This window comes from Labedella phragmitis, assembly GCF_004078635.1.
Classification (GTDB): domain Bacteria; phylum Actinomycetota; class Actinomycetes; order Actinomycetales; family Microbacteriaceae; genus Labedella; species Labedella phragmitis.
Genome location: NZ_RZNB01000001.1, coordinates 52,432 through 79,153, shown reverse-complemented (window position 1 = coordinate 79,153; position 26,722 = coordinate 52,432). Strand labels below are relative to the sequence as shown.

Below are 26,722 nucleotides of genomic sequence, written 5' to 3'. Positions count from 1 at the left end.
GGTCAGCGGCGGAGCTCGAGAGCGCGGCGCACTCCGCGCACGTAGCTCTCGGGCTCCTCCCACGCGGCGAAGTGCCCCCCATTGGGAAACTCGATCCAATCGGACACGCTGAAGAACCGCTCGACGAAGCGCCGAGGCGCGTTGACGAGATCCCGTGGGAACACGGTCATGACCGTGGGGATCTCGATGCGCGGCCAGTCCTTCGGAGCCGCTGCCGCGTAGGGGGCGAAGGACGTCCCGATCGCGCCGCTGAACCAGTACGCCGAGATCCAGGTGAGTGCCTCGTCGAGGGAGAAGGCCGAGCGTAGGTCGCCGTTGGAGTCGGTCCAGTCGACGAGCTTCTCGAGGATCCAGGCGGCGAGGCCGGCGGGGGAGTCACCGAGCCCGGTGGCGAGTGTCGCCGGGCGGGTCGACTGCTCGTGCATGTAGCCGCCCTCGTTCGCCTGCCACTCGTGCCCGCGACGCACGTAGGCGTACTCCGTCTCGTCGAGCTCGCCCGGCAGGTCGACGAGGAAGTGGTACTGCGACAGGTCCGTGAGGTGCAGAGCATCGACCGACGCCTCGTGCCGCGCGGCGATCGCCTCCGCCACATCGCATCCGACGTCGCCGGCCGAGAGGACGTATCGCTCATGACCCAGCTCCGCCATCGCGGCGACGACCGCGTCCGCCATCTCGACCGACGACAGGCCGCCGCGCTCGACGGGAGCCGCGAAGGGGAAGCCGGGGAGAGCGGGGACGACGACGGTCACGTCAGGGAGCAAGGGGAGGACGCGCTCGAAGCGGAGGACCGAGTCGGGCCACCCGTGGAGGAGGACGACGACGGGGGCGTTTTCGCGATCGGCGAGCCGTTCGACGAGCCGGAGCGGCACCGCCGTGTGCTCCGTCTCGAGCCATCGCCACGAGGCGATACGGCGTTCGTGCTCCCGCCAGTCGTACCCATCGCCCCAGTGGTCGAGGACCTCCGCGAGCAGTCTCGGGGACACTCCCGCCGGAACGTCGAGTCGAGGGAGCGGTACCACGCGGCGATTGCGAAGCCGGGCGCGGAGGTCGGCGAGGGCGACATCACCGACCCGGGTGAGCGTGTGTTCTCTCATGCATCCTCCAATCGTCCGGCGGAGACATCTCCGCCCGTGAGGGACCAGCTCGCGAGCACGTCGAACGCGCGGCGCGAGGGCGAGGCCGGTTCCGTCGTGTACGCGAAGAGGGTCGTGGCGGGGTCGCCCGGGAGCGAGAGCGTCTCGAACTCGACCGTGAGGTCGCCGGCGATCGGGTGCCGCAGCCGCTTGGAGCCGTACGTGCGCTGGTGCACGCGGTGCTCGTTCCACCACCGCTCGAACTCCGGGCTCGAGGAACGCAACTCGGCGACGAGTTCGGTCGTGGCACGGTCCTCGGGATCCGTGCCCGCCTCGAACCGCAGGTTCTCGACCGAGGAGCGGGCCTGGTCCTCCCAGTCGACGAACAGTGAGCGTGCGCCCTCGTCGAGGAACATCCAACGCGCGTAGTTGCGCTGCGCGGCGGGGAACCGACCGAAGTCGGTGAAGAGCGCCTTGCCCATGCGGTTCTGCGCGAGGACGTCCGCTCGTCGGCCGAGGACGAGGACGGGGACGTCGTCGAGCGTCTCGAGCAGTCGATACAGCCCGGGACGTACACGCTGGACCGGGCGGATCGCCGACGTCGGTCCGGCGGTCCCCGCTCCGATCAGGTCCACGAGGTGCGCCCGTCCCGCCGCATCGAGCCCGAGCGCGCGCCCGATCGCCTCGGTGACGGCGGGCGACGGGACGATGCGGCGACCCTGCTCGAGCCGTGCGTAGTAGTCGGTCGACACCCCCGCGAGGAACGCGACCTCCTCGCGCCGCAGACCGGCCACCCGCCGGACGCGACTGTCGGTCGGAAGGCCCGATCGCTGGGGGTCGCACTGGCTCCGCGCGCGCCGCAGGAAGTCGGCGAGTTCGGTGTTCTTGTCCGCCATGAACCCATTGTGTCGTCGCGGCTGTCACGAGGGGAGGCCCGAAGTGGACCGCTGAGTCCTCGTCTCGGGAGACCTCGCCACGTCAGGGCGCGTTATGCCGTCCCGGACGGCACACGACGGCGGGAGGCTCGAGAGGTCGGCGGATCTCGTCGACCTCGACACGAAGGAGCAGCGACATGACCTACCCCACAGATCGACCCGCCACCTGGTTCGTCACCGGCACCTCACGCGGGCTCGGCTTCGAGCTCGTCTCCCAGCTCCTCGAACGCGGAGACAACGTCGTCGCGACGAGCCGGTCCGCCGAGCGGCTCACCGCGGCGCTCGCCGATGCCGACACGAGCCGCCTGCTCGCTCTCACCGTGGACCTCGCCGCCGCCGAGCAGGTGTCGAGCGCGATCACAGCCGCCCACGACCGCTTCGGAGGGCTCGACGTGGTCGTCAACAACGCGGGCTACGGCTACCTCGCCGCGGTCGAGGAGGTGTCGGACGCGGACGCCCGTGCGATGTTCGACGTGCAGGTCTTCGGCGTCTGGAACGTCCTCCGCGCCGCGCTCCCCGGTCTCCGCGAGCAGCGGAGCGGACACATCATCAACGTGTCGTCGATCGTCGGTCTCGTGCCCTTCCCCGGCTGGGGTCTCTACGGCGCCGGGAAGTCCGCGCTCGAGGCTCTCACGGAGTCGCTCGCCGCGGAGGTCACCGACCACGGGATCCGCGTGAACCTCGTCGAGCCCGGGTACATGCGCACCGACTTCCTGCGCCCCGTCTCGATCGGACTACCGGACGCGACGAACGACGCGTATCCGGCGATCCGCGAGATGGTGCGCGAGCACCTCGACGAGGTGCCGGGCACCCAGCTCGGCGACCCCGTAAAGGCCGCAGCCGCGATGATCGCCGTCGCGACGTCGGGTTCCGCGCCCCTGCACCAGTTCCTCGGTTCCGACTCCCTCGGACTCGCCGAGGGACGCATCGAGGCGCTCGGGGCCGACCTCGAGGCGTCGCGCGCACTCGCCGTGACGACTGACGTCTGACACGCCGCTGTGGTCTCGCGTCTCGTCGAGAGAGAGTCTCTCGCGAGGAGACGCGGCAAGGACCCGCGTCAGCGGAGGGCGGCGAACCGTTCCGTGCGCTCGACCGGTCCGATGACGATGAGCGTGTCGCCCTCGTTCACGACGGACGCGGCGCCGGCGGCGTGCCAGACACCGTCGGCTCCCTTGATCTTCACGATCGTGATGCCGTGCTTGCGCCGCACGGCCGCCTCCTCGAGGGTCTTCCCGATGATCTCGCGCGGCGCGATCGTCTTCGCGACGACGAGGTCCCGGTCGAACTCCACGTAGTCGAGCATCGAGCCGCGGACGAGGTGGGCGACGCGGCGCCCCATGTCGGCCTCGGGGTAGATGACGTGGTCGACCCCGAGCTGCTCGAGGATGAGCCCGTGCTGCTCGCTGATGGCCTTCGCCCAGATGGAGCGGACGCCCATGCGCTTGAGCAGCGACGCGGTGAGGATGCTCGCCTGGATATCGGAGCCGATGCCGACGACGATGCGGTCGAAGTCCGCGACGCCCAACTGGTCGAGGGCGGCCTGGCGGGTGGAATCCGCTCGGACGACGTGGGTCAGCACGCCGTTGAGCGACTGCACCGTGTCCTCGTTTGTGTCGACGCCGAGCACTTCGGTGCCGGAGCGGACGAGTTCGGTCGCGAGGGCGCCGCCGAAGCGGCCGAGGCCGATGACGACGACCGAGGTCGCGTCGCCTCCCTCTCGGTGGGATCGCCGACTGAAGAACGAGTTGCGGTTATCCAATGATCGGACGCTCCTTCGGGAGTTCGTACTGACGTTTCTGCGTGGACAAAGCGAGGGCCGAGCCGAGGGCGACGGGACCGAGGCGCCCAATGAACATGAGGACGATGAGGATCGCCTGAGCGGCGGGCGGCAGGCTGGCCGTGATCCCCGTTGAGAGCCCGACGGTCGCGAACGCCGAGATGACCTCGAACACGACGCGGTCGAGCGAGTAGTCCGTCATGAGCATGATCGCGAGCGTCGCACCGATCACGAGCGCCACGGACAGCAGGGCGACCGTGAGCGCCTCGCGGTGCGTCGAGCGGGGCAGCCGCTTGCCGAACATGTTGACGGCCGTGTCTCCGCGCAGTTCCGCGACGATGATGAAGAAGAGGACGGCGAACGTGGTGATCTTGAGCCCACCGGCCGTGCCCGCCGGTCCGCCGCCGATGAACATCAGGATGTCAGTCACGAGCCAGCTCGCCGGGTGCATCTGCGAGACGTCGATCGAGTTGAACCCCGCGGTCCTCGGCATCACCGACGCCGTGAACCCGCCGAGCACGCGGCCGGCGGGGTCGAGCGCACCGAGCGTCGCGGGGTTCGACCACTCGAGGATCGTCAAGACGACGGCGCCGACGACGAGCAGGACGATCGACCCGACCACGACCGTGATGGTGTTGAGCGTCCACGCGCGCGGGAAGCGGAACTTCTTCCGCAACTCCATGATCACGGGGAAGCCGAGGCCGCCGAGGATGACCGAGGCGCAGATCGGCAGACAGATCCAGGGGTCCGCGACGAAGCCCATGAGGTTGTCGCTGAAGAGGGCGAATCCGGCGTTGTTGAACGACGAGACGGAGTGGAAGACGCCGAGCCAGAGTGCTCGGGCGGGCTCCTCTCCGTAGCCGATCCACCAGCGGAGGGCGAGGAGGACGGCGACCGCGAACTCGATCGTCACGGTGATGAGAGCCACGCCGGTGAGGACGCGACGCACGTCGCCGACCGCGACCGTGTGCGTCTCGCTCACGGCGGTGAGCCGCGTCCGGAGCCCGAGGCGACGCGCGACGAAGAGTCCCAGGAGGGTCGCGAGCGACATCACCCCGAAACCGCCGATCTGGATGAGGACCAGGATGACGACCTGGCCGAACGGAGACCAGAACACCGGGGTATCGACGACGATGTGCCCCGTGACGCACAACGCGCTCGTCGCCGTGAAGAGTGCCTCGATGAACGTCGCCGAGCGACCGTGCACGGCGATGGGCAACGACAGCAGCGCCGTGCCGATCGCCAGGACGCCGGCGAACGCGAGGGCGATGAGCTGACCCGGCTGCACGGACCGGAGGATCGTGGGGCGGGCGCGCCCGCGCCCGCGCCCGCTTCCGCCCAACGCCGCCATCAGGCGGCCGTCTCCCGCTCGAGTTCCTCGCGGACGGCGTCGATGCCGAGGCGCACCTCGGCGAACGACGTCGACAGCGGCGAGAGGCCGATCCGGAGACCGTCGGGGGAGCGGAAGTCGGGGATGACGCCGCGGCGCCAGAGCGCCGCCGTGACGTCCCGGAAGCGGGGGTGCGACACCGTGATGTGGCTGCCGCGGAGCTCGGGGTCGCGCGGGGTGGAGACGGTGACGCCGAGAGGCGCGAGCAGGGCGTCCGTGAGACGCAACGCGTACTCGGTGAGGGCGACGGACTTCGTCCGGATCGCCTCGATACCGGCTTCGGCGACGAGGTCGACCATGTCGGCGATCGGCTGCATCGCGAGGACCGGCGGGGTGCCGCTCAAGAAGCGCCGCATCCCCTGGGCCGGCACGTAGACGTCGGCCATCGCGAAGACGTCGGCCGCTCCCATCCAGCCCTGGATCGGCTGCTCGAGCTCGGCCTGGAGCCCGCGGCGCACGTACGCGAACGCCGGAGCTCCGGGCCCACCGTTGAGGTACTTGTATGAGCAGCCGACCGCGATATCGACGCTCCACTCGTCCATCTGCATCGGGACCGCACCCGCGGAATGGCAGACGTCCCAGAGGATGAGGGCGCCGGCGTCGTGCGCGAGGCGGGTGAGGCCGGGCATGTCCGCGAGGTAGCCGCTCCGGTAGGCCACGTGGCTCAGGACGACGAGTGCCGTCTCGTCCGAGACCACCGTCGAGAGCTGGCCGGCGGTGACCCCGATGGTGCGGTCCACCTCGATGACGTCGAGCTCGAGGCCGAGTTCCCGCGCGATGCCCTCCATGACGCCGCCGCCCTGCACGAACCGGTCACGGAACGACGCGAGCGGATCGGCCGCATCGAGCGGCGCCGGATCGAGCGACGCCAGGGTCGATGCCTCGGGCGCGGCGGGGGGCGTGGTCACACGGTCACGCTACCCCGCGGGAAGGCTGTCGGTCGGCTCTTGGCGCGTGCGGGCGCGGCTCAGCGGATGGTCGACGTGAGGAACGGCGCGTGCCGCTCGATCGCGTCGGGCACGACGCGGAAGTACGCCCAGCGTCCGCGCTGCTCGCGCGTCACGAGTCCCGCCTCGACCAACTGCTTCATGTGGTGCGACACCGTCGGTTGCGACAGTGCCACCGGATCCGTCAAGTCGCAGATGCACGCTTCCCCGCCGTCGGCCGACGCGATGAGTGAGAGGAGGCGAATCCTGCTGGGGTCACTGAGCGCCTTGAACGTCCTGGCCAGGTGCTCGGCGTCGGCCGGGGCGATCACCTCGCCGGGCGAGAGGACGCAGCAGCCGACCGTGGAGGTGCTCGCGACGGACGTGGAGGTCATGAATCGAGTGTCGCACGTCATATTGACATCTGTCGATATGTAATCCACAGTCGTCATATTGACACTCATCGATTGGACGGATGATGCAGACCACTGGGACCCTCCCCGTCGTCGTGATCGGAGCCGGCCCGCAAGGGCTCGCCGCCGCGGCGCACCTCACCGAGCGGGGCGTCCCCGTGATCGTGCTCGAAGCCGGGGCCGCCGCGGCCACCGCCGTGCGCGAATGGGGCCACGTCCGGCTCTTCTCCGAGTGGAGCGAACTCGTCGATGCTGCCGCCGCCCGCCTACTTGAGCCCACCGGCTGGACCGCACCGACCCGCGGTTTCCCGACCGGTGCCCAGTGGATCAGCGGATATCTCGCGCCGCTCGCCGACGCGCTCGGCGAGGGGATCCGGTACGGCGCTCGCGTCGTCGGCGTCTCCCGACGTGGCCGCGACCGGCTCGTCGACGCGGGGCGCGCCGAGCAGCCCTTCACCGTGCACGTCGAGCATGCAAACGGTGAAGAGGAGCGACTCGACGCTCGCGCTGTGATCGACGCGACCGGAACGTGGGCGTCTCCGAACCCGGCCGGTGCCGACGGGCTCCCGGCGCTCGGTGAGAGGGCTGTCTCCGAGCTGCTCGACTACCGCATCCCCGACTACCGGCACCGGACGCGCTATGAGGGCACGCACAACGTCGTGGTCGGATCCGGTCACTCCGCAGTCACGGCCGTGATCGCCCTCGGGCGCATCGCTCGACGCGACTCGTCGACACGCGTGACGTGGGTGTTGCGCCGGGGTGCCGTCGGGAACACCTTCGGAGGAGGCGCGGCCGACGAGTTGCCCGCTCGCGGCCGGCTCGGAATCACGGCGAGGGAGTTCGTCGACGCCGGACTGATCGAATTGTTCACGGGCTTCCGCGTGGAGAGGATCGACCGCGACGGTGAACGGGTCGTTTTCACCTCGGAGGACGGACGGAGACTCGCTCCCGCCGATCATGTCGCCGTCCTCACCGGTTTCCGTCCCGACTTGTCCTTCCTCTCGGAGTTGCGTCTCGAACTCGACCCGACGTTGCAGGCGCCCGTACGGATCGCCGCCGAGATCGACCCCAACATCCACTCCTGCGGTTCGGTCGCTGCCACCGGCGTGCGGGATCTCGCCCAGCCGGAGCCCGACTTCTATCTCGTGGGAGCGAAGTCCTACGGTCGTGCGCCGACCTTCCTCGCGATGACGGGCTACGAGCAGGTGCGGTCGGTCGTCGCGGAACTCGCGGGCGACCATGAGGCCGCCGCGCGAAAGGAGTTGGCACTCCCCGACACGGGTGTCTGCGGAGGGGCCGGGCTCTTCGACTCGACGGGCACGGCGATCGGTGGCAGTTGCTGCGCTCTTCCGGAGAAGCCCGTCATTCAGATCGGTCGCGCCCCGGCGAACGCCTGATCGTCAGCGAGTGAGGATCGTCGACTGAATCTTCTCCGTCACGGCCTCGCGCAGTGGCCGAACGGCGTCGAGGTCCCATGCCTCCGGGTTGGGGAACGACCACTCGAGGACCTCGCCGCGCGGTGTCGACGGAAGGCGCAGTCCCGGCTTCATGAGCACGACGATGTCGGCCTCGTCGAGGTCGGTCTCGGTCACGGCGCGGGGGACCATGCTCGTGATGTCGACGCCCAGCTCGCCGACGGAGGCGGCTACCGCGTCGTTCACGTGATCCGCCGGCGAGAGTCCGGCAGAGGTGGCCGTGAAGCGGTCTCCCGCGAGGTGCTCGAGCAGTGCGGCGCCGAGCTGCGATCGCCCGGCGTTGTGCTGGCAGATGAACAGGACGGTGGGCTTGCTGTCGCTCATGGGTCGCTTTCGTCGGTGGTGCCGGTGTGTGGACATCGTGTGCTCAGGATGCGGCGAGCCGCGGTGCCAGATCCGAGATGCGTCGCTGCAGCTCGGCGTAGGTGGTGTCGAAGGCGGCGGCGGTGCCGATTCGAACCGGGTCCGGGATCGACCAGTGGAGGTTCCCGGTGACGCCCAACTCTTCGTGGGCGTTGTCGCAGACGGTGACGACGAAGTCGTTCGGCGTGATGATCTCGCTGAGGGCTCGGGGTCGGGCGTCGGTGAGGGCGAGATGGTGCCGCTCGGCGGCGGCGACCGCTCCGTCGTCGATGCGCGGCGACGGATGGGTCCCGCCTGATGCGGCGGGGATGGCCGATTGCTGCTTCCAGAGGGCTGCCGCCAACTGCGAACGTGCCGAATTCGCGGTACAGACGAAGACGACCCGCTCGGCATGCTCCACGACGCCCGGAATCAGGCCGTCGAGCGCCGTGGGCGAGAGGCGGACGTAACTGCGCCTCTTGTCGGCCTCGGAACGGGAGCGGGACACCATTCCGACGGCTTCGAGCGTGTTCAGGTGGTGCGTCACGAGGTTCGCCGGCATCCCGAGCGCCACTCGGATCTCTGAGGGGGATAGATCGCCGAGCGTCAGGAGGTCGACGATGCGGAGGCGAGCGGGGTCGCCGAGAGCGGCGTGCCTCGCAGCGCGCCGGTCGATCGGATCCTGTCGCTCACTGTTCATTGATTCAATATTGACTGAGCTAATTCCATCGGTCAAGATGGCCATCGCCATGAACGCTTCCCGCCCCGCCGTTGCTCTCTCCCGGCCCCATCTCGCACGGCGCCTCCTCGCCGAGTTCCTCGGCACGGCGCTGCTCGTGACGATCGTGGTGGGCTCCGGGATCGCGGCCGCGAGCCTCTCGCCCGACGACGTCGGCTTGCAGCTCCTCGAGAACAGCCTCGCGACCGCGTTGGGACTCGCCGTGCTGATCCTGATGTTCGGCCCGGTGTCGGGAGCGCACTTCAATCCCGTCGTCACCCTCGTGGATTGGATGATCGGAGCCCGCGCCGCTGCCGGGCTGCCGCTGCGCGACGTCGGCCCGTACATCGCCGCTCAGGTCCTCGGCGGCAGTGCCGGTGCGGTTCTCGCGAACGTGATGTTCGAGTTGCCTTCGCAGCTGTCATCGACGGATCGTGTGACCGGCGGCCACCTCGTCGCGGAGGTCGTGGCCACGGGCGGACTGGTGCTGCTGATCTTCTCGCTCGCCCGGACCTCGCAGGGTTCGGTGACGGCTGCCGCTGTCGGCGCCTATATCGGTGCGGCCTATTGGTTCACCAGTTCGACGTCGTTCGCTAATCCCGCCGTCACCGTCGCGCGCGTCTTCAGCGACACGTTCGCCGGGATCGCTCCCGGCTCCGTGCCGCCCTTCATCCTCATGCAGCTCCTCGGCGGGGCCCTCGGCCTCGCCCTGGTGCTCGTGCTCTACCCGACCGCCGCTCGCGCGGCCGACGACGTCGTGGTCCCCCACTCCGTCGACGCGAAACTCTGAAAGGCCGCCTCATGCATCTCGTAGCGATCGGCGGAAGCGACGCCGGTATCTCCGCCGCACTGCGCGCCCGCGAACTCGACCCCGCCGTCGACGTGACGGTGGTCGTCGCGGACTCCTACCCGAACTTCTCGATCTGCGGAATCCCGTACTACTTCTCCCGGGAGGTGGACCGGTGGCAGTCGCTCGCGCACCGCACCCGCGCCGATCTCGAGGCGACCGGCATGCGGCTGCGACTCGACACCCTCGCGACGGGCATCGACGTGGCCGAGCGGAAGCTCGCTGTCCGGAATGCCGACGGTTCGGAGGACACGATCGCCTATGACGGGCTGATGGTCGGAACAGGTGCTTCGCCGTCGACGGCGGGTATCGCGGGGATCGGCGGCCACGACGGGCTGGGGCCTGACGACGGCGTCCATCTGCTGCACTCGATGGGCGACACGTTCGCGCTCGAACGGTACCTCGAGGAGCGGGAGCCGCAGACGGCGATCATCGTCGGCGCGGGTTACGTCGGACTCGAGATGGCCGAGGCGCTCACGGTGCGTGGGCTCGCGGTGACGCAACTGCAGCGGGGACCCGAGGTGCTCTCCACCCTCGACCCCGAGCTTGGCGTGCTCGTGCACGAGGAGCTCTTCCGGCACGGCGTCGACGTCGTCACCGGCGCCCGCGTCGCCGCCGTGGCTCGCCATGACGGCCGCCTGGTCGTGTTCGGTCAGGATGAGAGTGGAGCCTTCGAACGCGGAGCCGATCTCGTCCTCGTCGTCGTCGGCGTCCGCCCCAACACGGGTCTCCTCACCGGCGCTGGAGCGACGACGGGACCGGGCGGCGCCGTCGTGGTCGATGAGCGGATGCGCACGGGCCTCCCTCACGTCTGGGCCGCCGGCGACGGCGTCGTGACGCATCATCGGCTGCTCGGCGTGACCTACCTGCCCCTCGGAACCACCGCGCACAAGCAGGGTCGCGTCGCGGGGGAGAACGCGATCGGCGGTGACGCGCGCTTCACCGGGAGCGTCGGCACGCAGGTCGTGAAGGTGTTCGACCTCGTCGCCGCCCGTACCGGTCTCCGCGACCGCGAGGCCGTCGGTGCCGGACTCGAGCCCCGCAGTGCGACCGCCATCGCCGACGATCACAAGGCGTACTACCCGGGCGCTACGCCGATCAGCATCCGCATCACCGGCGACACGAGCGACGGACGGCTCCTGGGCGCGCAACTCGTCGGAGCCCGCGGTGCGGAGATCGCGAAGCGCGTCGACACGTTCGCGACCGCTCTCCACCACGGCATGACGGTCGAGGCGATGAGCGACCTCGATCTCTCCTACACCCCTCCGCTCGGCTCGCCGTGGGACGCCGTGCAGGTCGCTACGCAGGCATGGAGCAGAGACGTCAACCGACGTACTCCCGGGATCGTCCCGTCGTGACCAGATAACCAGTGCCCCGCACGCGAGTGGCGGAGAGCGGCCGAGCGCAAGCGGTACATATCGAGGCGGGTCTGAACGAAGGTGAAGCCATGACCGATCTGATCCGCGCTGAATCCGTCCGAGTATTCGTCCAGCTGGCCGATGCGCTCCGCTCGGGGCACGACGTCATCGACATCATGGACATCCTCGTGCAAGCGACCGTCGAGCTGACGGAAGCGGATCAGGCGGCCGTCGTCCTGGCCGATCAGGACGGCGGACTCCACGTCGCCGCGTCGTCGAGTGAGCGCAGCATCGACGTCGAGGAGGCCCAGATCGGCACCGAGGAGGGCCCGTGCCTCGATTGCATCCGGAGCGGCGAGCTCGTCGAGGTCGAGGACGTCGCGGCGTCCGCTCATCGGTGGCCGGTCTTCGCCCCTGTGGCTCTCGAGGCCGGGGTCGGGTCGGCTGTCGCGGTTCCCATGGCACTGGGAGGCCGAACGATCGGTGGGATGAACGTCTTCATCAATCACCCCGGCCGGATGAGCGCCGCGGCGATCACCTTCATCCAGGCGATGACCCAGGTCGCGATGATGAGCGTCGTCGTGCGCCGCGAGAACGATCGGGAAGTCGATCAGCTCCAGCGTGCGCTCGACAGCCGCCTGCTCATCGAGCAGGCGAAGGGCTTCATCGCCTTCCAGAAGTCGACGACGGTGGAGAGCGCCTTCGCCGCCCTCCGCGATCATGCTCGCCGCAATCAGGCTCGACTCACCGACGTCGCGCGCGCGGTGGTCGAACGCGAGATCACGATCTGACCTGACCCGCCCGTCCGGGGCGACGGGCTGCTGCGACACGTGGTCCCACCTACTGTCAGTCCAGCGGAGCGGGTCTCGCGGATCCTCGAGACGTGGAACAGGCGATCCGGGCCGACCGGCCGCTCACCGACGCGTCAACGCCAGGTGCGCTCTGCACGCCAGCCGATGGTCTCGCCCGCTCGTGACGAGTCGAACGCGCTTGCCGTCCCGGTGATCGGGCGGAGTCGCGTGATGTCCGGCAGGTGTCGGTCGAGGAGCTCTTCCGTCGGCACCTCGGAGAGGGTGTCGTCCGCGACGATCACGAGGGCCTCGTACCCCCGGTGGGCGGGGAGCGGATCGAGCGAGAGGATGCACGCGCGTGCCGCGTCGCTCAGTTCGGTGTATCCCCAGAGGCCGACCGCTCCCTCCGCCTCCGGCTCGGTCGCCGCTCGCTCGCGCGCCTGCTCGACGGACGCGATCCAGTGGAAGCGCAGCGCCGTCACGGTCATACCGCGGCGCGCGAACATGCGGCTCGTGCTCTCGGTCACGTCCTTCGACAGCGCGTAGGGGTCGACGAACGTGAGCGGGGTGTCCTCGTCGACGGGGACGGAGTCGAAACGCAAGGGCGGCGACGCCCACTCCTCCGACCAGGCCGGGCCGTAGATGGAGGCGCTCGACGCGACGGCGGCGACCTGGATTCCCGCGAGCCAGGCCTGCTCGAGAGCGTTGAAGCACGAGAGCGTGTTGATGCGCATGAGGTCGACGGGCTCGATGTTCACAGGCGCGGGGATCGCCGCGCAGTGGATGACGGCGTCGGCCCCGCGCATCGAGTCCGCGACGGCCGCGGGGTCGAGCAGGTCGACGGGAGTCTCGCCGACGAGATCGGCCTCGATGACGCGGTCACCCGCCTCCTGCAGCTGCCGCACGACCTCGCTGCCGAGCTTGCCCGACGACCCGCTCACCCAGACCGTGCGGGGAGCGGGTGTTCCGTCTGTCGTGCGGGGTGCGGGGGCATCGTCGCGTCGCTGCATGACACCGACTGTAGCGGCGTGACAGGAACCCGATCAGCCCCGATGCTCGGCCACAGCTCAGCCCGCGCGACCCGGCAGCATCGAGAGGGCCTGCGACCGGGCCGCGAGCAGCTCCGCGTAGGTGCCGTCGCGCTCCGCCCAGCGCAAGCGCTGTGCCGCGGTCACGACGACCTCGTTCGGCGTCGGTTCTCCGGTGAGGAGCGCGAGGGCCTCGTCGAGGTAGGCGTCGAGCGGCAGGGCGGACGGGTTGACCTTCTCCTGACCGGCGGTCGCGACGGCCGGCGGGACGAGCTCGGTCACTCGGACGCCCGTGCCGTCGAGCTGGGCGCGCAGCGACTCCGTGTACGCGTGTACTCCGGCCTTCGAGGCTCCGTACGACGGCATGGGCGGGAACGGGAGGAACGCGATCCCCGACGACACCGTGATGATGTCCGCGTCGCCCCGCGCGAGCAGGTGCGGGGTGAAGGCGTCGAGGACGCGGATCGTGCCGAGCAGGTTCACCGTGATCGTCGTCTCGGCGCCCGCCGCGTGCGCTGGGTCCTGCAGATCCTCCATGAGCATGACGCCCGACATCGTCACGACGAGGTCGAGGTCGGGGTGTGCGGCGAGTACGTCGTCGCGGGCGCGGGCGATCGATTCGGGGTCGGTCACGTCGATCGCGACGGTCTCGAGGTCGTCGACGCGACTCGTGTCGCGACCCCCGACGATCACGGTGCTGCCGGCCGCGACGAATCGTCGCGCGAGCCCCAGCCCGATGCCCGACGTGCCTCCCGCGATGAGGACGGTACGGTGGGTGATGTCCATGGTGAGTCTCCTTCTGATCGGTACACCGGAATCGTCGCCCCGCATGCTTCGGCGGGGAAGATCCCCGCCGAGACCAGGAGTGCTGAGACGAGGAGTGACGGGGCCTCTCTCGGAGCGCGCGACGCGCGTACCGTGGGGGCGTGAACGGGAACGAGGAGCCGGGGCGACTCGGCGAGTACTTGCGGGCGCGGCGTGCGCTCGTCCGGCCGGAGGCGCTCGGCCTGACCGCCGGGTCGAACCGCCGCGTGCCGGGGCTCCGGCGCGAGGAGGTCGCGCTGCTCGCCGGCATCAGCGCCGACTATTACCTGCGGCTCGAACGCGGCCGCGACCACAACCCGTCACCCCAAGTGCTCGATGCCCTCGCGCGCGTCCTCCAGCTCGACGACGTCGAGGCCGATCACTTGCGCGGCCTCGGAGGCACCGCACCACGACCGCGCCGTTCCCGCCGCCTCGACCGTGTCCCCGATCGCCTGCATCACCTCCTCGCGGCGATCGGCGTGCCCGCCTTCGTCGAGAGCCGTCACTTCGACGTGCTCGCGTCCAACCCGCTCGCCGTCGCGCTCTCGCCGCGGCTCGTCCCGGGCGAGAACCGGTTGCGCTCGCTCCTGCTCGATCCCGCCGAGCGCGACTTCCACGAGGACTGGGAGCGGGCCGTCGAGGGATTCGTCGCCCTCGCTCGTCACACCCTGGGAGACGATGTCGCGGACGAACGAGCGGTGGAGCTCGTCGGCGAACTCTCGCTCGCGAGCGCGCGCTTCCGGTCGATCTGGGCACGCCACGACCTCCGCCCGCTCGAGGGCGGCTCCACGACGCTGCGCCATCCGACGGTCGGCGACCTCCGCCTCCACCGGGAGAAGCTGCCCGTCGGCGACGTCATCCTCGTGCTCTACTACCCCGACGAGGAGAGCGCCGCCGCCGAGAAGTTCGGGCTGCTCGCCTCGCTCGCGGCCACCGGATGAGGGGTGGGTGGCCCTCACGCGAGAGAATGAACGGATGAGCGCTTCCTTGGTGGCCAGCGGCCTCGCCGGCGGATACGGCCACCGCACCCTCTTCGACGACCTCGACCTCACGGTCGCGCCGGGCGACGTCGTGGGTGTCGTCGGGGCGAACGGCGCGGGCAAATCGACGCTCCTGCGGTTGCTCGCGGGCGTCGACGAGCCGCAGGCCGGCACGATCACCCTCAACCCGGGTGACGCCTTCGTCGGGTGGTTGCCGCAGGAGCACGAGCGCGTGCCCGGCGAGACCGTCGCCGACTACGTGGGGCGGCGCACCGGATGCACTCAGGCGACGCTCGACATGGACGCGGCCGCCGCGCTCCTCGCGACGCCCGAGGCGGCACCCGCCGGTGTCGACGCCGGCGACGCCTACTCCGTCGCGTTCGACCGCTGGCTCGCGAGCGGGGCCGCGGACCTCGACGAGCGACTCCCCGTCGTCCTCGCCGACCTCGGCCTCGCGAGCGGCGGCACGGTCGGCCCGGAGAGCGCGATGACTGCGCTGAGCGGAGGGCAGGCCGCCCGGGTCGGACTCGCCGCCCTCCTGCTCAGTCGCTTCGACATCGTGCTTCTCGACGAACCGACGAACGATCTCGACCTCGACGGCCTCGACCGGCTCGAGCGCTTCGTTCGCGAGCAGCGCGGCGGCGTCGTGCTCGTGAGCCACGACCGCGAGTTCCTCACCCGCTGCGTCACGACGGTCCTGGAACTCGACCTCGCGCAGTCGTCGAACCGCGTGTTCGGTGGCGGCTACGACGCCTACCTCGAGGAGCGCGAGACCGCCCGTCGTCACGCGCGCGAGGCCTACGACGAGTTCGCGGACAAGAAGGCCGACCTCGTCGGCCGGGCCAGGACGCAGCGCGAGTGGTCGAGCCAGGGCGTGCGGAACGCGATGAAGAAGTCGCCGGACAACGACAAGATCCGGCGGAAGGCCGCGACCGAGTCGAGCGAGAAGCAGGCGCAGAAGGTCCGGCAGATGGAGAGCCGCATCGCGCGCCTCGAGGAGGTCGACGAGCCGCGCAAGGAGTGGAAGCTCGAGTTCAGTATCGGGGCGGCGCCTCGTTCGAGCGCCGTCGTCTCGACGCTGAGTGGCGCGCTGTTCCGGCAGGGCGACCCCGAGAGCGGAGAGTTCGTGCTCGGGCCCGTGTCGTTGCAGATCAACGGCGGTGACCGTATCGGCATCACGGGCCCCAACGGCGCGGGCAAGTCGACGTTGCTCCGCGGTCTCCTCGGGCGGCAGGCGCCCGACGAGGGCACCGCGAGCATCGGGGCGAGCGTCGCGATCGGCGAGATCGACCAGGCACGCGCCCAGCTCGACGGGTCGAAGCCGCTCGCCGAGGCCGTCGAGGCGATCCTCTCCGAGTGGCCGCAGGGAGAGGTGCGCACGCTGCTCGCGAAGTTCGGTCTGCGCGCCGACCACGTGTCGCGCCCCGTGGACGAGCTCTCTCCCGGCGAGCGCACACGGGCAGGACTCGCGCTGCTGCAGGCGCGGGGCGTGAACGTGCTCGTGCTCGACGAGCCGACCAACCACCTCGACCTCGCGGCGATCGAGCAGCTCGAGCAGGCGCTCGAGAGCTACGACGGCACGCTGCTCCTCGTCACGCACGACCGTCGCATGCTCGACACGGTCCGACTCGATCGGCACTGGCGCGTCGAGGGCGGAACCGTCGCCGAGCGGTGACCCGCCGGCTCATCTGTCGCCCGAGGGCGGCAGTTTGGTCTCGAGGGCGCTAGCGGTACGTGGCGCCCTCGTGCGGGGGTAGCCCTTTCGTGTAGCGGGGAGCGGGGGTGCGTGCAATCCCGAATCTGCGGTCAGGGGGTGGGCGTAGCGTTGCGAGCATGGAATTCCGATACCTCGGCAACAGCGGACTCAAGATCTCAGAGATCATCTACGGCAACTGGCTCACGCACGGTTCTCAGGTGGAGAACGACACCGCCATGAAGTCGGTGCGCGCGGCCCTCGACGCGGGCATCACGACCTTCGACACCGCGGACGGCTACGCCGACGGCGCGGCGGAGACCGTGCTCGGCGAGGCCCTCAAGGGCGAGCGTCGTGCCGGCATCGAGATCTTCACGAAGGTGTATTTCCCGACCGGCCCGAAGGGCCACAACGACACCGGCCTCAGCCGCAAGCACATCCGGCACTCGATCGACGAGTCGCTGCAGCGGCTCCAGACCGATTACGTCGACCTGTACCAGGCGCACCGCTACGACTACGAGACCCCGCTCGAGGAGACGATGATCGCGTTCGCCGACGTCGTCGAGCAGGGCAAGGCGCTCTACATCGGCGTGTCCGAGTGGACGGCCGAGCAGCTCTCCGAGGCGCACGAGCTCGCCGAGGACCTCGGCATCCAGCTCGTCTCGAACCAGCCGCAGTACTCGATGCTCTGGCGGGTCATCGAGGAGAAGGTCGTCCCGACCTCGCGCGACCTCGGCATCTCGCAGATCGTCTGGTCGCCCATCGCCCAGGGTGTGCTCACCGGCAAGTACAAGCCGGGCGAGGAACTCCCGCAGGGCAGCCGCGCGACGGACGAGAAGGGCGGTGCGGACATGATCAAGCGGTTCATGAACGACGAGACCCTCACGGCCGTGCAGAAGCTCAAGCCCATCGCCGACGACCTCGGCATCACGATGGCCCAGCTCGCCGTCGCGTGGACGCTCTCGAACGACAACGTCGCGGGAGCCATCGTCGGCGCCTCCAAGCCCGAGCAGATCGAGTCGAACGCGGCGGCCGCCGGCGTGAAGCTCGACGAGTCGGTCCTCAGCGCGATCGACGAGGCGCTCGGAGACCTGCCCGAGACCGACCCGTCGGAGACGAAGTCCCCCGAGGGCCGCCTGGTCTAGGCACGTCCGCTCCTGAACCTGTCGACGGGCCCGCCGCCTCTTCCGAGGCGGCGGGCCCGCTCTGGTCCCTGGGCCTGTCGGCCGATGGGAGGACGGCTCTCGCGTCGCCCGCTAGGCCGGCAGAGTCCACTTCTGCGGGGCGAGTCCGTTGCAGTCGTAGATCTGCAGGTCGGTACCGTCAGCGACGTTGCCTTGGGGCAGGTCGAGGCAGCGACCGGACTGCGGGTTCAGCAGGCTGCCGTCGGCTTGCGGTCGCCACTGCTGCGCTCCGGCGTTCGGCAGGCAGTCCCACAACTGCACGGGGCTGAAGTTCGCCGTGCCGTTGTTCGTGATGTCGAGGCACTTGCCGAACGCGCGGATGGTGCCGTCGGGTGCCACGGACCACCGCTGCCCGGTCGCGATCCCGCACGTGTAGAGCTGCACGGCGCGACCGCTCACGGCGGTGTTGGTGTCGACGTCCACGCACTTCCCACCGAGTCCCGTGATCTGACCCGTCGGCCCCGGGAGCGAGCCGATCCCGAATCGCAGTTCGCACTGGTTGCCCTGGCCGCGCCACGTCGCCGCGAAGTAGACGAAGCTCGTGCCGTTCTCCCGCGCGATCGCCGGAGTCGAGTACCCCGGGCACGACGGCACTCCGGCCGCATACCCACCCGTCGGGTTCACCGTCACCGGCGCCTCGAGCTCGGTCCAGGCTCCGACGCTGAGGTTCGTGTTGGCGAACAGCACGGTCCCCGATTCCGCGAGCACCGTCTTGTTGCCGGTCGGTCCCGCGACGACGCGCTGGCCGGACAGGAGGATGGTGCCGTTGGCTCCGCCGCCCGGCGCCCAGGAGATGTACGGGGTGTGGAGGAGCTGTCGGTTGTCGGTCGTCTGCACGAGCGTCCCTGCGTTGCCGAGGGCGCCCCAGTTGAGCCCGTCCGCGCTGAACTTGACGTACACCTCGCACGCGTGGTCGGCGTTCGTCGCGTCGCGGCATAGCTCGTACGACATCACGAACTGCCCGTTGGGCAGCTCGGCGAAGGTCTGCATTCCCGGCCGCGCCAGGTTGTCCGCGGGGAACGCGACGTCCTGCACGAGGGTGCTGCTCCAGCTCACGCCGCCGTTCGTCGACGTGTAGTGGCCGATGACCTGGTTGTTCGTCGCACTGTTCGCCGGGCGCTCGTCCGAGATGAAGCACGCGAGCGTGTTGTCGTCCGCGACGAGGAACGTGGGCTCCCAGATGCCGTGACCCCACCCGTTCGGCTGGCCGGAGGTCTGCGTGCAGTTCGACAGGTACGTCCAGGTCTGGCCCTTGTCCGTGCTCTTGAAGACCTCGACCTTCTGCGCGGAGTAGTCGCCGACGCTCCACGCCGTGCCCGCCGCGAGCAGGTCGCCCTGGTTGAGGCCCGGGATCGTGCGCGGTACTTCGAAGAGCGTCGGTGCCTCGAGGTCCCACCCCGCGGTGTTCGAGGAGATCGTGGAGATCTGGCTCCAGCTCGTCCCGCCGTTGGTGCTCCGGTAGATCGGCAGGTTGGTGGGGCCGTTGTGACCGCCGCGCGCGAAGGTCGCGAGCATGGTCTGGTTGGTCGAGCCGTCGTGGTCGAGGCGGATCGCCCGCGGGTATCCGGCTGTCCCGTTCGGGTACGTCGCCAGGTTGGGCGAGTAGAGGATGTTGCCGGCCTGCGCTGCGGCGGCGGGCGGAGCGGCGGTGGGCGCGAGGCCCACGAGGAGGCCGCCGAGCACGGCGGCGAGAAGCAGGAGAAGCAGTTGCGGCCGATGCCGCAGACCCGCGATGGACGTCATTGTTCATTCCCTCTGTGTCGAAGACGCGCCAACGCACTGCACACTCTGCACCAGGTTTGCCATCGTTGCAAGGGGCGGGTCTACGGCCCACCATCCGGTCCCGAGCGTGTCGAAGGGTGGCGCGCGCGGGCTTCAGCGACGCACCTCGCGGCGGTCGCGCATCCGGTGGAGAGGATCAGGCGTCAGCCGCCGGAGCTCTCCCGGACGTGAAGTGCGTGCGGCGCGACGATCTGTTCCGGAGGGAGGTCGGGCTCCTCGATACGCGCCGCGATGCGCGCGACGGCGTGCTCGGCGATGAAGGCCGTGTCGAGGGAGACGGAGGTGAGCGTCGGACGCGAGTAGTGGCCCTCCTCGATGTCGTCGATGCCGACGATCGCGACGTCGTCGGGCACCGTGAGACCGGCGTCGAAGACGGCGCGCATCGCGCCCATCGCCAGAAGGTCCGAGAAGCACAGGATCGCGTCGGGTCGGGGATCGAGCCGGAGCAGTTCCGTCGCTGCGGCATAGCCGTCGGCGCGGCTGTAGTGTGCGGCGGAGCGTGTATGACCGGGGTTCGGCTCGATACCGGCTTCGCGGAGGGCGAGTTCGTAGCCGGCGGTGCGCTGCTGCGGAGTGGCGTATTGCTCTTGCGGCTGTGCCCCGATCGCGGCGATGCGCGTCCGCCCGCGCTCCAACAGGTGCCGGACGGCGTCGTGGGCGGCGCGTACGTTGTCGATCGCGACGTGGTCGAAGCGGTCGTCGAAGTCGTGTTCGCCGAGCAGTACGAGCGGGATGCGGGTCGAGGGGTTCATCTCGAGGAGCTCGGCCTGGGTGACGAGCGGACTGAAGAGCACGCCGTCGAAGAGCATCTCCCGGTCGTCGCCGGTGAGCAGCTCGCGCTCGCGTTCGTGGTCATGCCCGGTCTGGTCGATCATGACCCGGAAATCGAGCTCGGCGGCCGCCGCGATGACGTCGCGAGCGAGCGCGCTGAAATACGGGACGTCGATCTCGGGGACGATGAGGGCGAGCATGCCCGTCCTCCCGGTCCGCAGGGTGCGTGCGGCGGGATTGGGGCGGTAGTCGAGCTCCTCGACGGCGGCGAGCACGCGGGTGCGTGTGCGGTCGCTCACATGCGTGTAGCCGCGCATGACGTTGGAGACGGTGCGGATCGACACCTGCGCTCGCTCGGCGACGTCACGCAGTGTTGCCGGCATGGTCATCCCCTCGTAGTCGTCTCGAATGTCTCGCCAGCATAGCGTTTGCAACGATGGCAAACACCCGCTATGGTTTTGCCTACGTTGGCAAACGTCGATCCGTCGCCCGAGATGATCGCGGCAGCAGACGAAACCCATGTCACAAAGGAGTGTCAGTTGCACCAGCTCACGCCTACCCGTGCCACCCGGCGGCGCATCGCGCGCCGTCGCGGTCTCACCGTCATCGGCGGCGCGGCGATCCTCGCGCTCGGCCTCACGGCATGCGGCCCCGACATCACCGCCGGCTCCGGCGACGGGGACGCCTCAGCGGGCCGCCTCCAGGCGCCCGACGGCGACTCGCCCTCCGGCGAGATCACCATCTGGGACCGCTCGGGTGACCTCTACGAGGTCTTCGACGCGGCCATCGAGGACTTCAACGAGGTCTACCCCGACATCACCGTCAACCACGAGGCCGTCGACATCGACGCCAAGCTCCAGAACACCCTCATCACGGGGACCGACGTGCCCGACGGGGTGTTCCTCGACGACGCGAAGGTCGCCGGACTCTCCGATTACATGTGGGACCTGAGCGACGTGCTCGACCCCTACGTCGACGACATCGCCCAGCAGAAGATCGACGTCAACTCGATCGACGGCGGCATCTACGGTGTCCCGTACGACTCGAACCCCGGCCTGCTCTACTACAACGCCACGGCGCTCGAGGCACAGGGGATCGACGCGACGACCATCGAGACCTACGACGACCTCCTGGCCGCGGCCCGCGAGTATCAGGAGGCGGTGCCGTCGGCCAAGCCGATCCACCTCGAGCAGTCCGCGTTCCTCGGTCAGCTGCAGCTCGAGATGTACGCGAGCCAACTCGGCACGAGTCTCGCCGACGCCGATGGAGAATTGCGGTTGGATTCGCCGGAGTACGAGCAGATCCTCGGCTTCCTCGACACCGTGCAGAAGGACGGCCTCGGCACGCGGGCGGAGTACCTGACCCCCACGGACATCGCCGAGCTCGAGTCCGGCAACCAGGTGTTCTACCCGTGGGCGATCTGGTTCAGCTTCGCGCCGCAGCAGCTCCTCCCCGAGACGGCGGGGGACTGGCGCGCGATGCCGCTTCCCGCGTGGGAGGACGGCGGCGCCCGAAGCGGGGCGATGGGCGGTTCCTCGTTCTCGATTCCGAGGGACGCCGAGAACGCCGACCTCGCGTGGCTCTTCTACGAGTTCCTGATGTTCGACGAGGCCGGCTACACCGCCGTGTGGGGACCGAACGACGTGTACCCGAACGGTCTCAACACGTCGATCCCGAGTTACGAGCCCGCGGCCGATCCGGCGGCACCGCTCTTCGAGCCGGTCGACGCCCTCGGCGGGCAGGACCTGTGGTCCGTCGCGACCGAGGCGAGCACGGAGATCCCGGCCGCGGCGCCGACACCCTCGTGGTGGGCCGGTGCCGTCGACTACCTCGGCAACGACGTGCAGCGCATGCTCGACGGCGAGCTCTCGCCCGCCGAGGTGCTCGAGAAGTCGTCCGCCGACATTCAGGCGAACCTCATCGACAGGCAGTGACGGGTGCGGGGCCGGCGACCGCGCCGGTCCCGCTCCTCAGTTCGATCACCGCACGATCCACCCGACACCTCCAGAAGGGAGAGGACATGGCAGTCCTCACGGCAGCGAGAACTCGGCGCCGCCTCGCGCCGTACCTCTTCGTCGCACCGTTCGTCGCCGTCTTCCTCGCCTTCAGCGTCTACCCGCTCTTCTTCACGGCGCGACTGAGCTTCACGAACTGGCGCGGTTCGGGTGCCGCGGAGTGGGTCGGATGGGACAACTACCTCTACCTCCTCGGCAATCCGGGCTTCTGGAGCTCCATCGGCAATTCGGCCGTGCTGTGGTTGCTCATCATCCCGGCACAGCTCGTGATCGCGCTGCTCGCCGCTGTCCTGCTCGACAACGCGAAGCTCAAACTGCGGAGCGTGTACCGCGTCGCGTTCGTCGTGCCGTTCGTCACGCCGCTCGTCGCGATCGCCCAGATCTGGGTCGTCGTCTTCGACCAGGACTACGGCGCCGTGAACGGACTGCTCGGCCTCGTCGGGGTGCCCGACGTCGGCTGGCTCACGACGAGCGAGTGGGCGAAACCGACGCTCGCGCTGCTCTTCGTCTGGAAGACGACCGGCTTCATCGTGCTCATCCTGCTCTCAGGACTGCAGTCGATCGACGCGAACGTCTACGAGGCCGCCGGGCTCGACGGGGCCGGCCGGATCCGGCAGCTCTGGAGCATCACGGTCCCGCTCCTGCGGCGCACGATCATGTTCGCCGTCGTGCTGCAGACGCTCGCCGTCTTCCAGATGTTCGCGGAGCCCTTCGTCGTGACGCAGGGCGGGCCGTACGGGTCCACGACGACCGCGGGCTACTACCTCTACAACCACATCACGCGAGCCGATCTCGGCACGGGAGCGGCGAACTCGTTCCTCCTCGTGATCCTCGTGATGGTGCTGTCGCTCGCGTTCGTGCGGCTGCTGAGAGCGAAGGACTGACCATGACCGCCTCGACTCTCACGGTTCCCGGCACGGACGACGCCGACAGCGTCCCGCGCGACGACACGGCCGCCAGCGGCGGGTCGCCGCGCCGCCCGCGTCGCTCCCGCCCGGCGATCACGTCGCACGTGTTCCTCGCGCTCCTGCTCGTGGGTTTCCTCGCACCGGTCGTGTGGGCGCTGCTCTCGGCGTTCAAACCGGCGAACGACATCATCTCGTCGCCGCTCGCCTTCGACCCGTCGCGCTTCACGCTCGACAACTACATCGCGATGTTCGAGGACGTACCGATCGCCTCGGGCTTCCTCAACACGGGCATCGTGCTCGTGTTCAAGGGCGCCATCACGCTCTTCTTCGCGCCGCTCGCCGCTTACGCCTTCGCCAAGTACGAGTTCATCGGGAAGAACCTGATCTTCGGGGCGGTGCTCGTGACGCTCATGCTGCCGACGATCGTGCTCATCATCCCGCTGCTGCTCGAGATGAAGCAGTTCGGCTGGGTCAACACGTACCAGGCGCTCATCCTGCCGGGGTCGGTCGACGCGTTCGCGATCTTCTGGATGCGGCAGGTCATCGCGGCCGTCCCCGACGAGCTGCTCGACGCGGCACGGGTGGACGGTTGCGGCGAGTTCGGAATCTTCTGGCGCGTCGTGCTGCCCGTCATCCGACCCGGCCTCGCCGGTCTCGCGGTGCTCACGATCATGAACATCTACAACGACTTCGTGTGGCCGGTCGTCGCCGCGAGTTCCGACCGTATGGCGACCCTCCAAGTCGTGCTCTCGACGCTCGCACAGAACATCACCGGCAACCGGATCGGCGCGGACTACGCGACCGTCACCGGGGAGCTGCTCGCTGCGAGCTCCATCGCACTCATCCCGTTGCTCGTGCTCTTCATCGCACTGCAGCGGCACTTCATCAACGGAATCCTCGCTGGAAGCGTGAAGGGCTGACATCCATGACACTGACGACCGAACCGACGTCGACGACCGACGCGACCTCGCCGACGACCGATGCGGAGGCGCTCCCCACGGCGACCCTGCCGAAGCCCGAGTACCCGCGGCCCGACCTCGACCGGTCCGAGCGCTGGCTCAGCCTCAACGGCGAGTGGGGCTTCTCGAGCATCGACGGCGAGACGACGATCCTCGTCCCGTTCGCATGGGAGACCCCGGCGTCGGGCGTCGGGCGCACGTGGCTCGAGGCGGCGGCGTACCGCCGCTCGATCGCGGTGCCCGAGGACTGGCAGGGCTCTCGCGTCGTGCTGTGCTTCGGAGCGGTCTGGCACCGCGCCCTCGTGCGCATCGACGGCGGCGTGGTGGGCGAGCACGTCGGTGGTTACACCTCCTTCGAGTTCGACGTCACCGAGCACGTCCGCCCGGGTGTCGAGTCCGAGCTCGTCGTCGAGGTCGAGGCGCCAGCCGACAAGCGCTCGATCGTGCACGGCAAGCAGCGGTCGATCCCGCGCGACGACTACGACGGCGTCTCCTTCACCCCGACGTCCGGCATCTGGCAGAGCGTGTGGTTGGAGGCCCGCGGTGCGACGTACGCACGAGCCGTCGAGCTGCGGGGCGACTCGCGAACCGGCATCGACGTCGCCGTGCAGCTCGCCGGCGACGCGCCGGCCGGGAGCCCCGTGGTCGCGACCGTCGTCGCCGGGTCGGTCGAGCGCGAACGCATCGAGCTGGTGGCGGACGAGAAGGGGAACGCCCTCGGCCGCATCGAGCTCGCCTCCCCTCGGTCGTGGTCGCCCGACGACCCGCACCTCTACCGTGTCGAGGTCGTCGCGGGCACCGGTGACGGAGCCGACCGCGTCGTCGCGACGACGGGACTGCGGACGATCGAGGTGCGCGGCGAGCAGCTGTTCCTCAACGACGAGCGGCTCTACGTGCGCGGGGTGCTCGACCAGGGCTATTGGCCGGAGACCGGTCTCACCGCCCCGGACGACGAGGCACTGCTCGCCGACCTCCGGCTCGCTCGGGATCTCGGCTTCACCCTGGTGCGCAAGCACCTCAAGTTCGAGGAGCCGCGTTGGCTCCACGCCGCGGACGAGATGGGCATGCTGGTGTGGGCGGAGCCCGCGTGCCCGAGCCGCTTCAGCCCCGAGGCCGCTACGGCGTTCGAGGCGCAGATCGAGCCGATGGTCGAGCGCGACGGGAATCACCCGTCGATCGTCATCTGGGGTCTCTACAACGAGGAGTGGGGACTGGACTGGGACATCCCGGGCAGCGCCGAGCGTACCGCGGCGTCGGTCACCGCCTACGACGCGCTCGCCGCCCTCGACCGCTCGCGCCCGATCGTGGAGAACTCCGGGTGGTCGCACGTGCGCACCGACCTCGTCGACTGGCACTACTACGAGCCGGATCCCGCGACGTGGGCCCGGAACGTGGCCGAGCTGGCCTCGGGCGAGCGGCACGACTTCCCGGTGAAGCTCGGACCGGACTTCATCGTGGACAAGAGCCTCTACGGCTCGGTCGATCATCCGCGCGATGGCGTCCCGATCCTCAACAGCGAATACGGTGAGGGCTTCACGAGTCTCGAACGCGCCTGGCACGTGCGCTGGCAGACGCAGGAGCTGCGGCGTCACGATCGCTTCGCCGGCTACGTCTACACCGAGCTCGCCGATGTCGAGCACGAGAGCGCTGGCCTGCTCGACACGCATCGGCGCCCCAAGGATTGGGGTGGGCTCGACCCCGCGGACGCGAACGCCGACACGGTCCTCATCGTCGACCTGATCCCCGCGCGGGCCGGTGCTGACATCCCCGTCCCCGAGTCCGAGCTGACGCTCTCCGTGGCCGTCTCCCACCACGGTCGCTCCGCCATCGGTGGTCGGATCCACGCGGCGTGGGTGTCTGCCGGGCGACCGTTCCGGTCGGTGCCGCACGACGAGGGCGGACACCCCGACCTGCCGAGCGTCTCGTCGGATCGGCTCGAGGTCGCCCCGTTCGTCGTGAGCGAGTCGGCGTCCGTGAGAGTCGCAGCTCCCGAGGGACCCGCTCGGCTGCTGCTCTGGCTGGTCGACGACGACGGCCACGTGGCCGCTCGTTCGTTCGTCGACGCCGCTCCCGTCGAGGAGCCCAACAGACGGGGTGCCCGGGAGGAGCGCCCGACCGACGCGTGGCGCGCGTCTCCTGCCAACGCGGCGCGCGCCACGTCCGCCGACGCCTGAGGGCGTGGCGCGGGGAACCCGCCGCGGTCAGTCCTCGATGTCGGAGAAGAGGCCTGTGAACGACGTGCCCGTGCCGAGAAGCTTTCCGATGAACTCGCCAGCCTCAGGGGTGGCGACCGCTGCCGAAGCCTCCTCATAGGAGTCGAAATAGAGGTCGAGGGTGCGGTGCGCCGGAGTCGGCGTGCCGTCCTCCTTCGGCCAAACCTTCGCGGACTCGCGTCGCCGGAGAGCGGGGAGCCGATCCGCGAGGGCGGCGATCTCCGGGTAGGCGGACTCGAACGCGTCGGGTTCCGCCGGGTTGTCGATGATGAACGTGATTTTGGTTGACATGGTTGTCTCCTTCTCGTCTGTGTGGTGCTGTCGTGGGACGTGCGGCCCG

25 protein-coding genes are annotated in these 26,722 nt (G+C 69.5%); 12 read left to right on the top strand and 13 right to left on the bottom strand.

What is annotated here, in order from left to right; genetic code table 11:
- Positions 1-2: 2 nt before the first annotated feature.
- Both ELQ90_RS00380 and ELQ90_RS00375 read right to left on the bottom strand, forming a co-directional pair.
- Positions 3-1,094 carry an epoxide hydrolase gene (locus ELQ90_RS00380; protein ID WP_128493301.1) on the bottom strand — a complete coding sequence of 364 codons (1,092 nt, stop codon included), beginning with the start codon at positions 1,092-1,094 and terminating at the stop codon, positions 3-5.
- Positions 1,091-1,969 (bottom strand): helix-turn-helix transcriptional regulator, encoded by an 879-nt coding sequence (locus ELQ90_RS00375; RefSeq protein ID WP_128493300.1) that lies wholly within the window; start codon positions 1,967-1,969, stop codon positions 1,091-1,093. Before ELQ90_RS00375 ends, ELQ90_RS00380 begins: the two co-directional genes overlap by 4 nt.
- 176 nt (positions 1,970-2,145) lie before the next feature.
- Here ELQ90_RS00375 and ELQ90_RS00370 point away from each other — a divergent pair, with 176 nt between their 5' ends.
- On the top strand, positions 2,146-2,997 hold the full coding sequence (locus ELQ90_RS00370) for an SDR family NAD(P)-dependent oxidoreductase (RefSeq protein ID WP_128493299.1): 852 nt from the start codon (positions 2,146-2,148) through the stop codon (positions 2,995-2,997).
- Positions 2,998-3,065: 68 nt separating this feature from the next.
- Here ELQ90_RS00370 and ELQ90_RS00365 read toward each other — a convergent pair whose 3' ends face one another.
- The 4 genes from ELQ90_RS00365 to ELQ90_RS00350 all read right to left on the bottom strand — a co-directional run bounded on the left by ELQ90_RS00365 (position 3,066) and on the right by ELQ90_RS00350 (position 6,496).
- On the bottom strand, positions 3,066-3,767 hold the full coding sequence (locus ELQ90_RS00365) for a potassium channel family protein (RefSeq protein ID WP_128493298.1): 702 nt from the start codon (positions 3,765-3,767) through the stop codon (positions 3,066-3,068).
- Complete coding sequence (locus ELQ90_RS00360) at positions 3,760-5,073, bottom strand: TrkH family potassium uptake protein (RefSeq protein ID WP_341810143.1); 1,314 nt, start codon at positions 5,071-5,073, stop codon at positions 3,760-3,762. Before ELQ90_RS00360 ends, ELQ90_RS00365 begins: the two co-directional genes overlap by 8 nt.
- A gap of 62 nt (positions 5,074-5,135) precedes the next feature.
- Positions 5,136-6,083: an aminotransferase class V-fold PLP-dependent enzyme gene (locus ELQ90_RS00355; protein WP_424980705.1), complete on the bottom strand. Its 948-nt coding sequence runs from the start codon at positions 6,081-6,083 to the stop codon at positions 5,136-5,138.
- Between the two features lie 59 nt (positions 6,084-6,142).
- The gene (locus tag ELQ90_RS00350; protein ID WP_128493296.1) at positions 6,143-6,496 is read right to left on the bottom strand and encodes an ArsR/SmtB family transcription factor; all 354 of its coding nucleotides are present in this window, start codon (positions 6,494-6,496) and stop codon (positions 6,143-6,145) included.
- An 80-nt stretch (positions 6,497-6,576) separates the two neighbouring features.
- On the opposite strand from ELQ90_RS00350, the gene ELQ90_RS00345 reads away from it, so the two are divergent.
- Entirely contained in the window at positions 6,577-7,911 is a 1,335-nt protein-coding gene (locus tag ELQ90_RS00345) for an NAD(P)-binding domain-containing protein (RefSeq protein ID WP_243695938.1), read from the top strand.
- Positions 7,912-7,914: 3 nt separating this feature from the next.
- On the opposite strand, the gene ELQ90_RS00340 is transcribed toward ELQ90_RS00345, so the two are convergent.
- Together ELQ90_RS00340 and ELQ90_RS00335 are read right to left on the bottom strand one after the other, a co-directional pair.
- Positions 7,915-8,313 carry an arsenate-mycothiol transferase ArsC gene (locus ELQ90_RS00340; RefSeq protein ID WP_128493295.1) on the bottom strand — a complete coding sequence of 133 codons (399 nt, stop codon included), beginning with the start codon at positions 8,311-8,313 and terminating at the stop codon, positions 7,915-7,917.
- Positions 8,314-8,356: 43 nt separating this feature from the next.
- Positions 8,357-9,031, bottom strand: coding sequence for an arsenate reductase/protein-tyrosine-phosphatase family protein (locus ELQ90_RS00335; protein ID WP_128493294.1), 675 nt, complete (start codon positions 9,029-9,031; stop codon positions 8,357-8,359).
- Between the two features lie 49 nt (positions 9,032-9,080).
- On the opposite strand from ELQ90_RS00335, the gene ELQ90_RS00330 reads away from it, so the two are divergent.
- The 3 genes from ELQ90_RS00330 (at position 9,081) to ELQ90_RS00320 (ending at position 12,045) form a co-directional block, all read left to right on the top strand.
- Positions 9,081-9,839 carry an aquaporin gene (locus ELQ90_RS00330; protein WP_128493293.1) on the top strand — a complete coding sequence of 253 codons (759 nt, stop codon included), beginning with the start codon at positions 9,081-9,083 and terminating at the stop codon, positions 9,837-9,839.
- Between the two features lie 11 nt (positions 9,840-9,850).
- A complete protein-coding gene (locus ELQ90_RS00325; RefSeq protein WP_128493292.1) occupies positions 9,851-11,254 on the top strand; it encodes an FAD-dependent oxidoreductase in 1,404 nt (467 codons plus the stop codon).
- Positions 11,255-11,343: 89 nt separating this feature from the next.
- Positions 11,344-12,045, top strand: coding sequence for a GAF and ANTAR domain-containing protein (locus ELQ90_RS00320; protein WP_128493291.1), 702 nt, complete (start codon positions 11,344-11,346; stop codon positions 12,043-12,045).
- Between the two features lie 134 nt (positions 12,046-12,179).
- Here ELQ90_RS00320 and ELQ90_RS00315 read toward each other — a convergent pair whose 3' ends face one another.
- Together ELQ90_RS00315 and ELQ90_RS00310 are read right to left on the bottom strand one after the other, a co-directional pair.
- Positions 12,180-13,055 carry an NAD-dependent epimerase/dehydratase family protein gene (locus ELQ90_RS00315; RefSeq protein ID WP_128493290.1) on the bottom strand — a complete coding sequence of 292 codons (876 nt, stop codon included), beginning with the start codon at positions 13,053-13,055 and terminating at the stop codon, positions 12,180-12,182.
- Positions 13,056-13,112: 57 nt separating this feature from the next.
- On the bottom strand, positions 13,113-13,859 hold the full coding sequence (locus ELQ90_RS00310; protein WP_128493289.1) for an SDR family oxidoreductase: 747 nt from the start codon (positions 13,857-13,859) through the stop codon (positions 13,113-13,115).
- Between the two features lie 140 nt (positions 13,860-13,999).
- On the opposite strand from ELQ90_RS00310, the gene ELQ90_RS00305 reads away from it, so the two are divergent.
- The 3 genes from ELQ90_RS00305 to ELQ90_RS00295 all read left to right on the top strand — a co-directional run bounded on the left by ELQ90_RS00305 (position 14,000) and on the right by ELQ90_RS00295 (position 17,695).
- Positions 14,000-14,818 (top strand): helix-turn-helix transcriptional regulator, encoded by an 819-nt coding sequence (locus ELQ90_RS00305; protein WP_128493288.1) that lies wholly within the window; start codon positions 14,000-14,002, stop codon positions 14,816-14,818.
- 34 nt (positions 14,819-14,852) lie between these two features.
- Positions 14,853-16,532: an ABC-F family ATP-binding cassette domain-containing protein gene (locus ELQ90_RS00300; RefSeq protein WP_128493287.1), complete on the top strand. Its 1,680-nt coding sequence runs from the start codon at positions 14,853-14,855 to the stop codon at positions 16,530-16,532.
- 158 nt (positions 16,533-16,690) lie between these two features.
- Positions 16,691-17,695, top strand: coding sequence for an aldo/keto reductase family protein (locus ELQ90_RS00295; RefSeq protein ID WP_128493286.1), 1,005 nt, complete (start codon positions 16,691-16,693; stop codon positions 17,693-17,695).
- Between the two features lie 111 nt (positions 17,696-17,806).
- Here ELQ90_RS00295 and ELQ90_RS00290 read toward each other — a convergent pair whose 3' ends face one another.
- Complete coding sequence (locus ELQ90_RS00290) at positions 17,807-19,477, bottom strand: sialidase family protein (protein WP_128493285.1); 1,671 nt, start codon at positions 19,475-19,477, stop codon at positions 17,807-17,809.
- A 182-nt stretch (positions 19,478-19,659) separates the two neighbouring features.
- A complete protein-coding gene (locus ELQ90_RS00285) occupies positions 19,660-20,670 on the bottom strand; it encodes a LacI family DNA-binding transcriptional regulator (RefSeq protein WP_128493284.1) in 1,011 nt (336 codons plus the stop codon).
- Positions 20,671-20,826: 156 nt separating this feature from the next.
- Between ELQ90_RS00285 and ELQ90_RS00280 the strand changes: the two genes are divergently transcribed.
- The 4 genes from ELQ90_RS00280 (at position 20,827) to ELQ90_RS00265 (ending at position 26,343) form a co-directional block, all read left to right on the top strand.
- Positions 20,827-22,221, top strand: a complete 1,395-nt coding sequence (locus ELQ90_RS00280) for an ABC transporter substrate-binding protein (RefSeq protein ID WP_243695937.1) — start codon at positions 20,827-20,829, stop codon at positions 22,219-22,221.
- Between the two features lie 86 nt (positions 22,222-22,307).
- Positions 22,308-23,186, top strand: coding sequence for a carbohydrate ABC transporter permease (locus ELQ90_RS00275; RefSeq protein ID WP_128493283.1), 879 nt, complete (start codon positions 22,308-22,310; stop codon positions 23,184-23,186).
- Positions 23,187-23,188: 2 nt separating this feature from the next.
- Positions 23,189-24,130 (top strand): carbohydrate ABC transporter permease, encoded by a 942-nt coding sequence (locus ELQ90_RS00270; RefSeq protein ID WP_128493282.1) that lies wholly within the window; start codon positions 23,189-23,191, stop codon positions 24,128-24,130.
- Between the two features lie 5 nt (positions 24,131-24,135).
- Positions 24,136-26,343, top strand: coding sequence for a glycoside hydrolase family 2 protein (locus ELQ90_RS00265; protein ID WP_128493281.1), 2,208 nt, complete (start codon positions 24,136-24,138; stop codon positions 26,341-26,343).
- A 27-nt stretch (positions 26,344-26,370) separates the two neighbouring features.
- Here ELQ90_RS00265 and ELQ90_RS00260 read toward each other — a convergent pair whose 3' ends face one another.
- Positions 26,371-26,673 (bottom strand): EthD domain-containing protein, encoded by a 303-nt coding sequence (locus tag ELQ90_RS00260; RefSeq protein WP_128493280.1) that lies wholly within the window; start codon positions 26,671-26,673, stop codon positions 26,371-26,373.
- Positions 26,674-26,722: the final 49 nt, after the last annotated feature.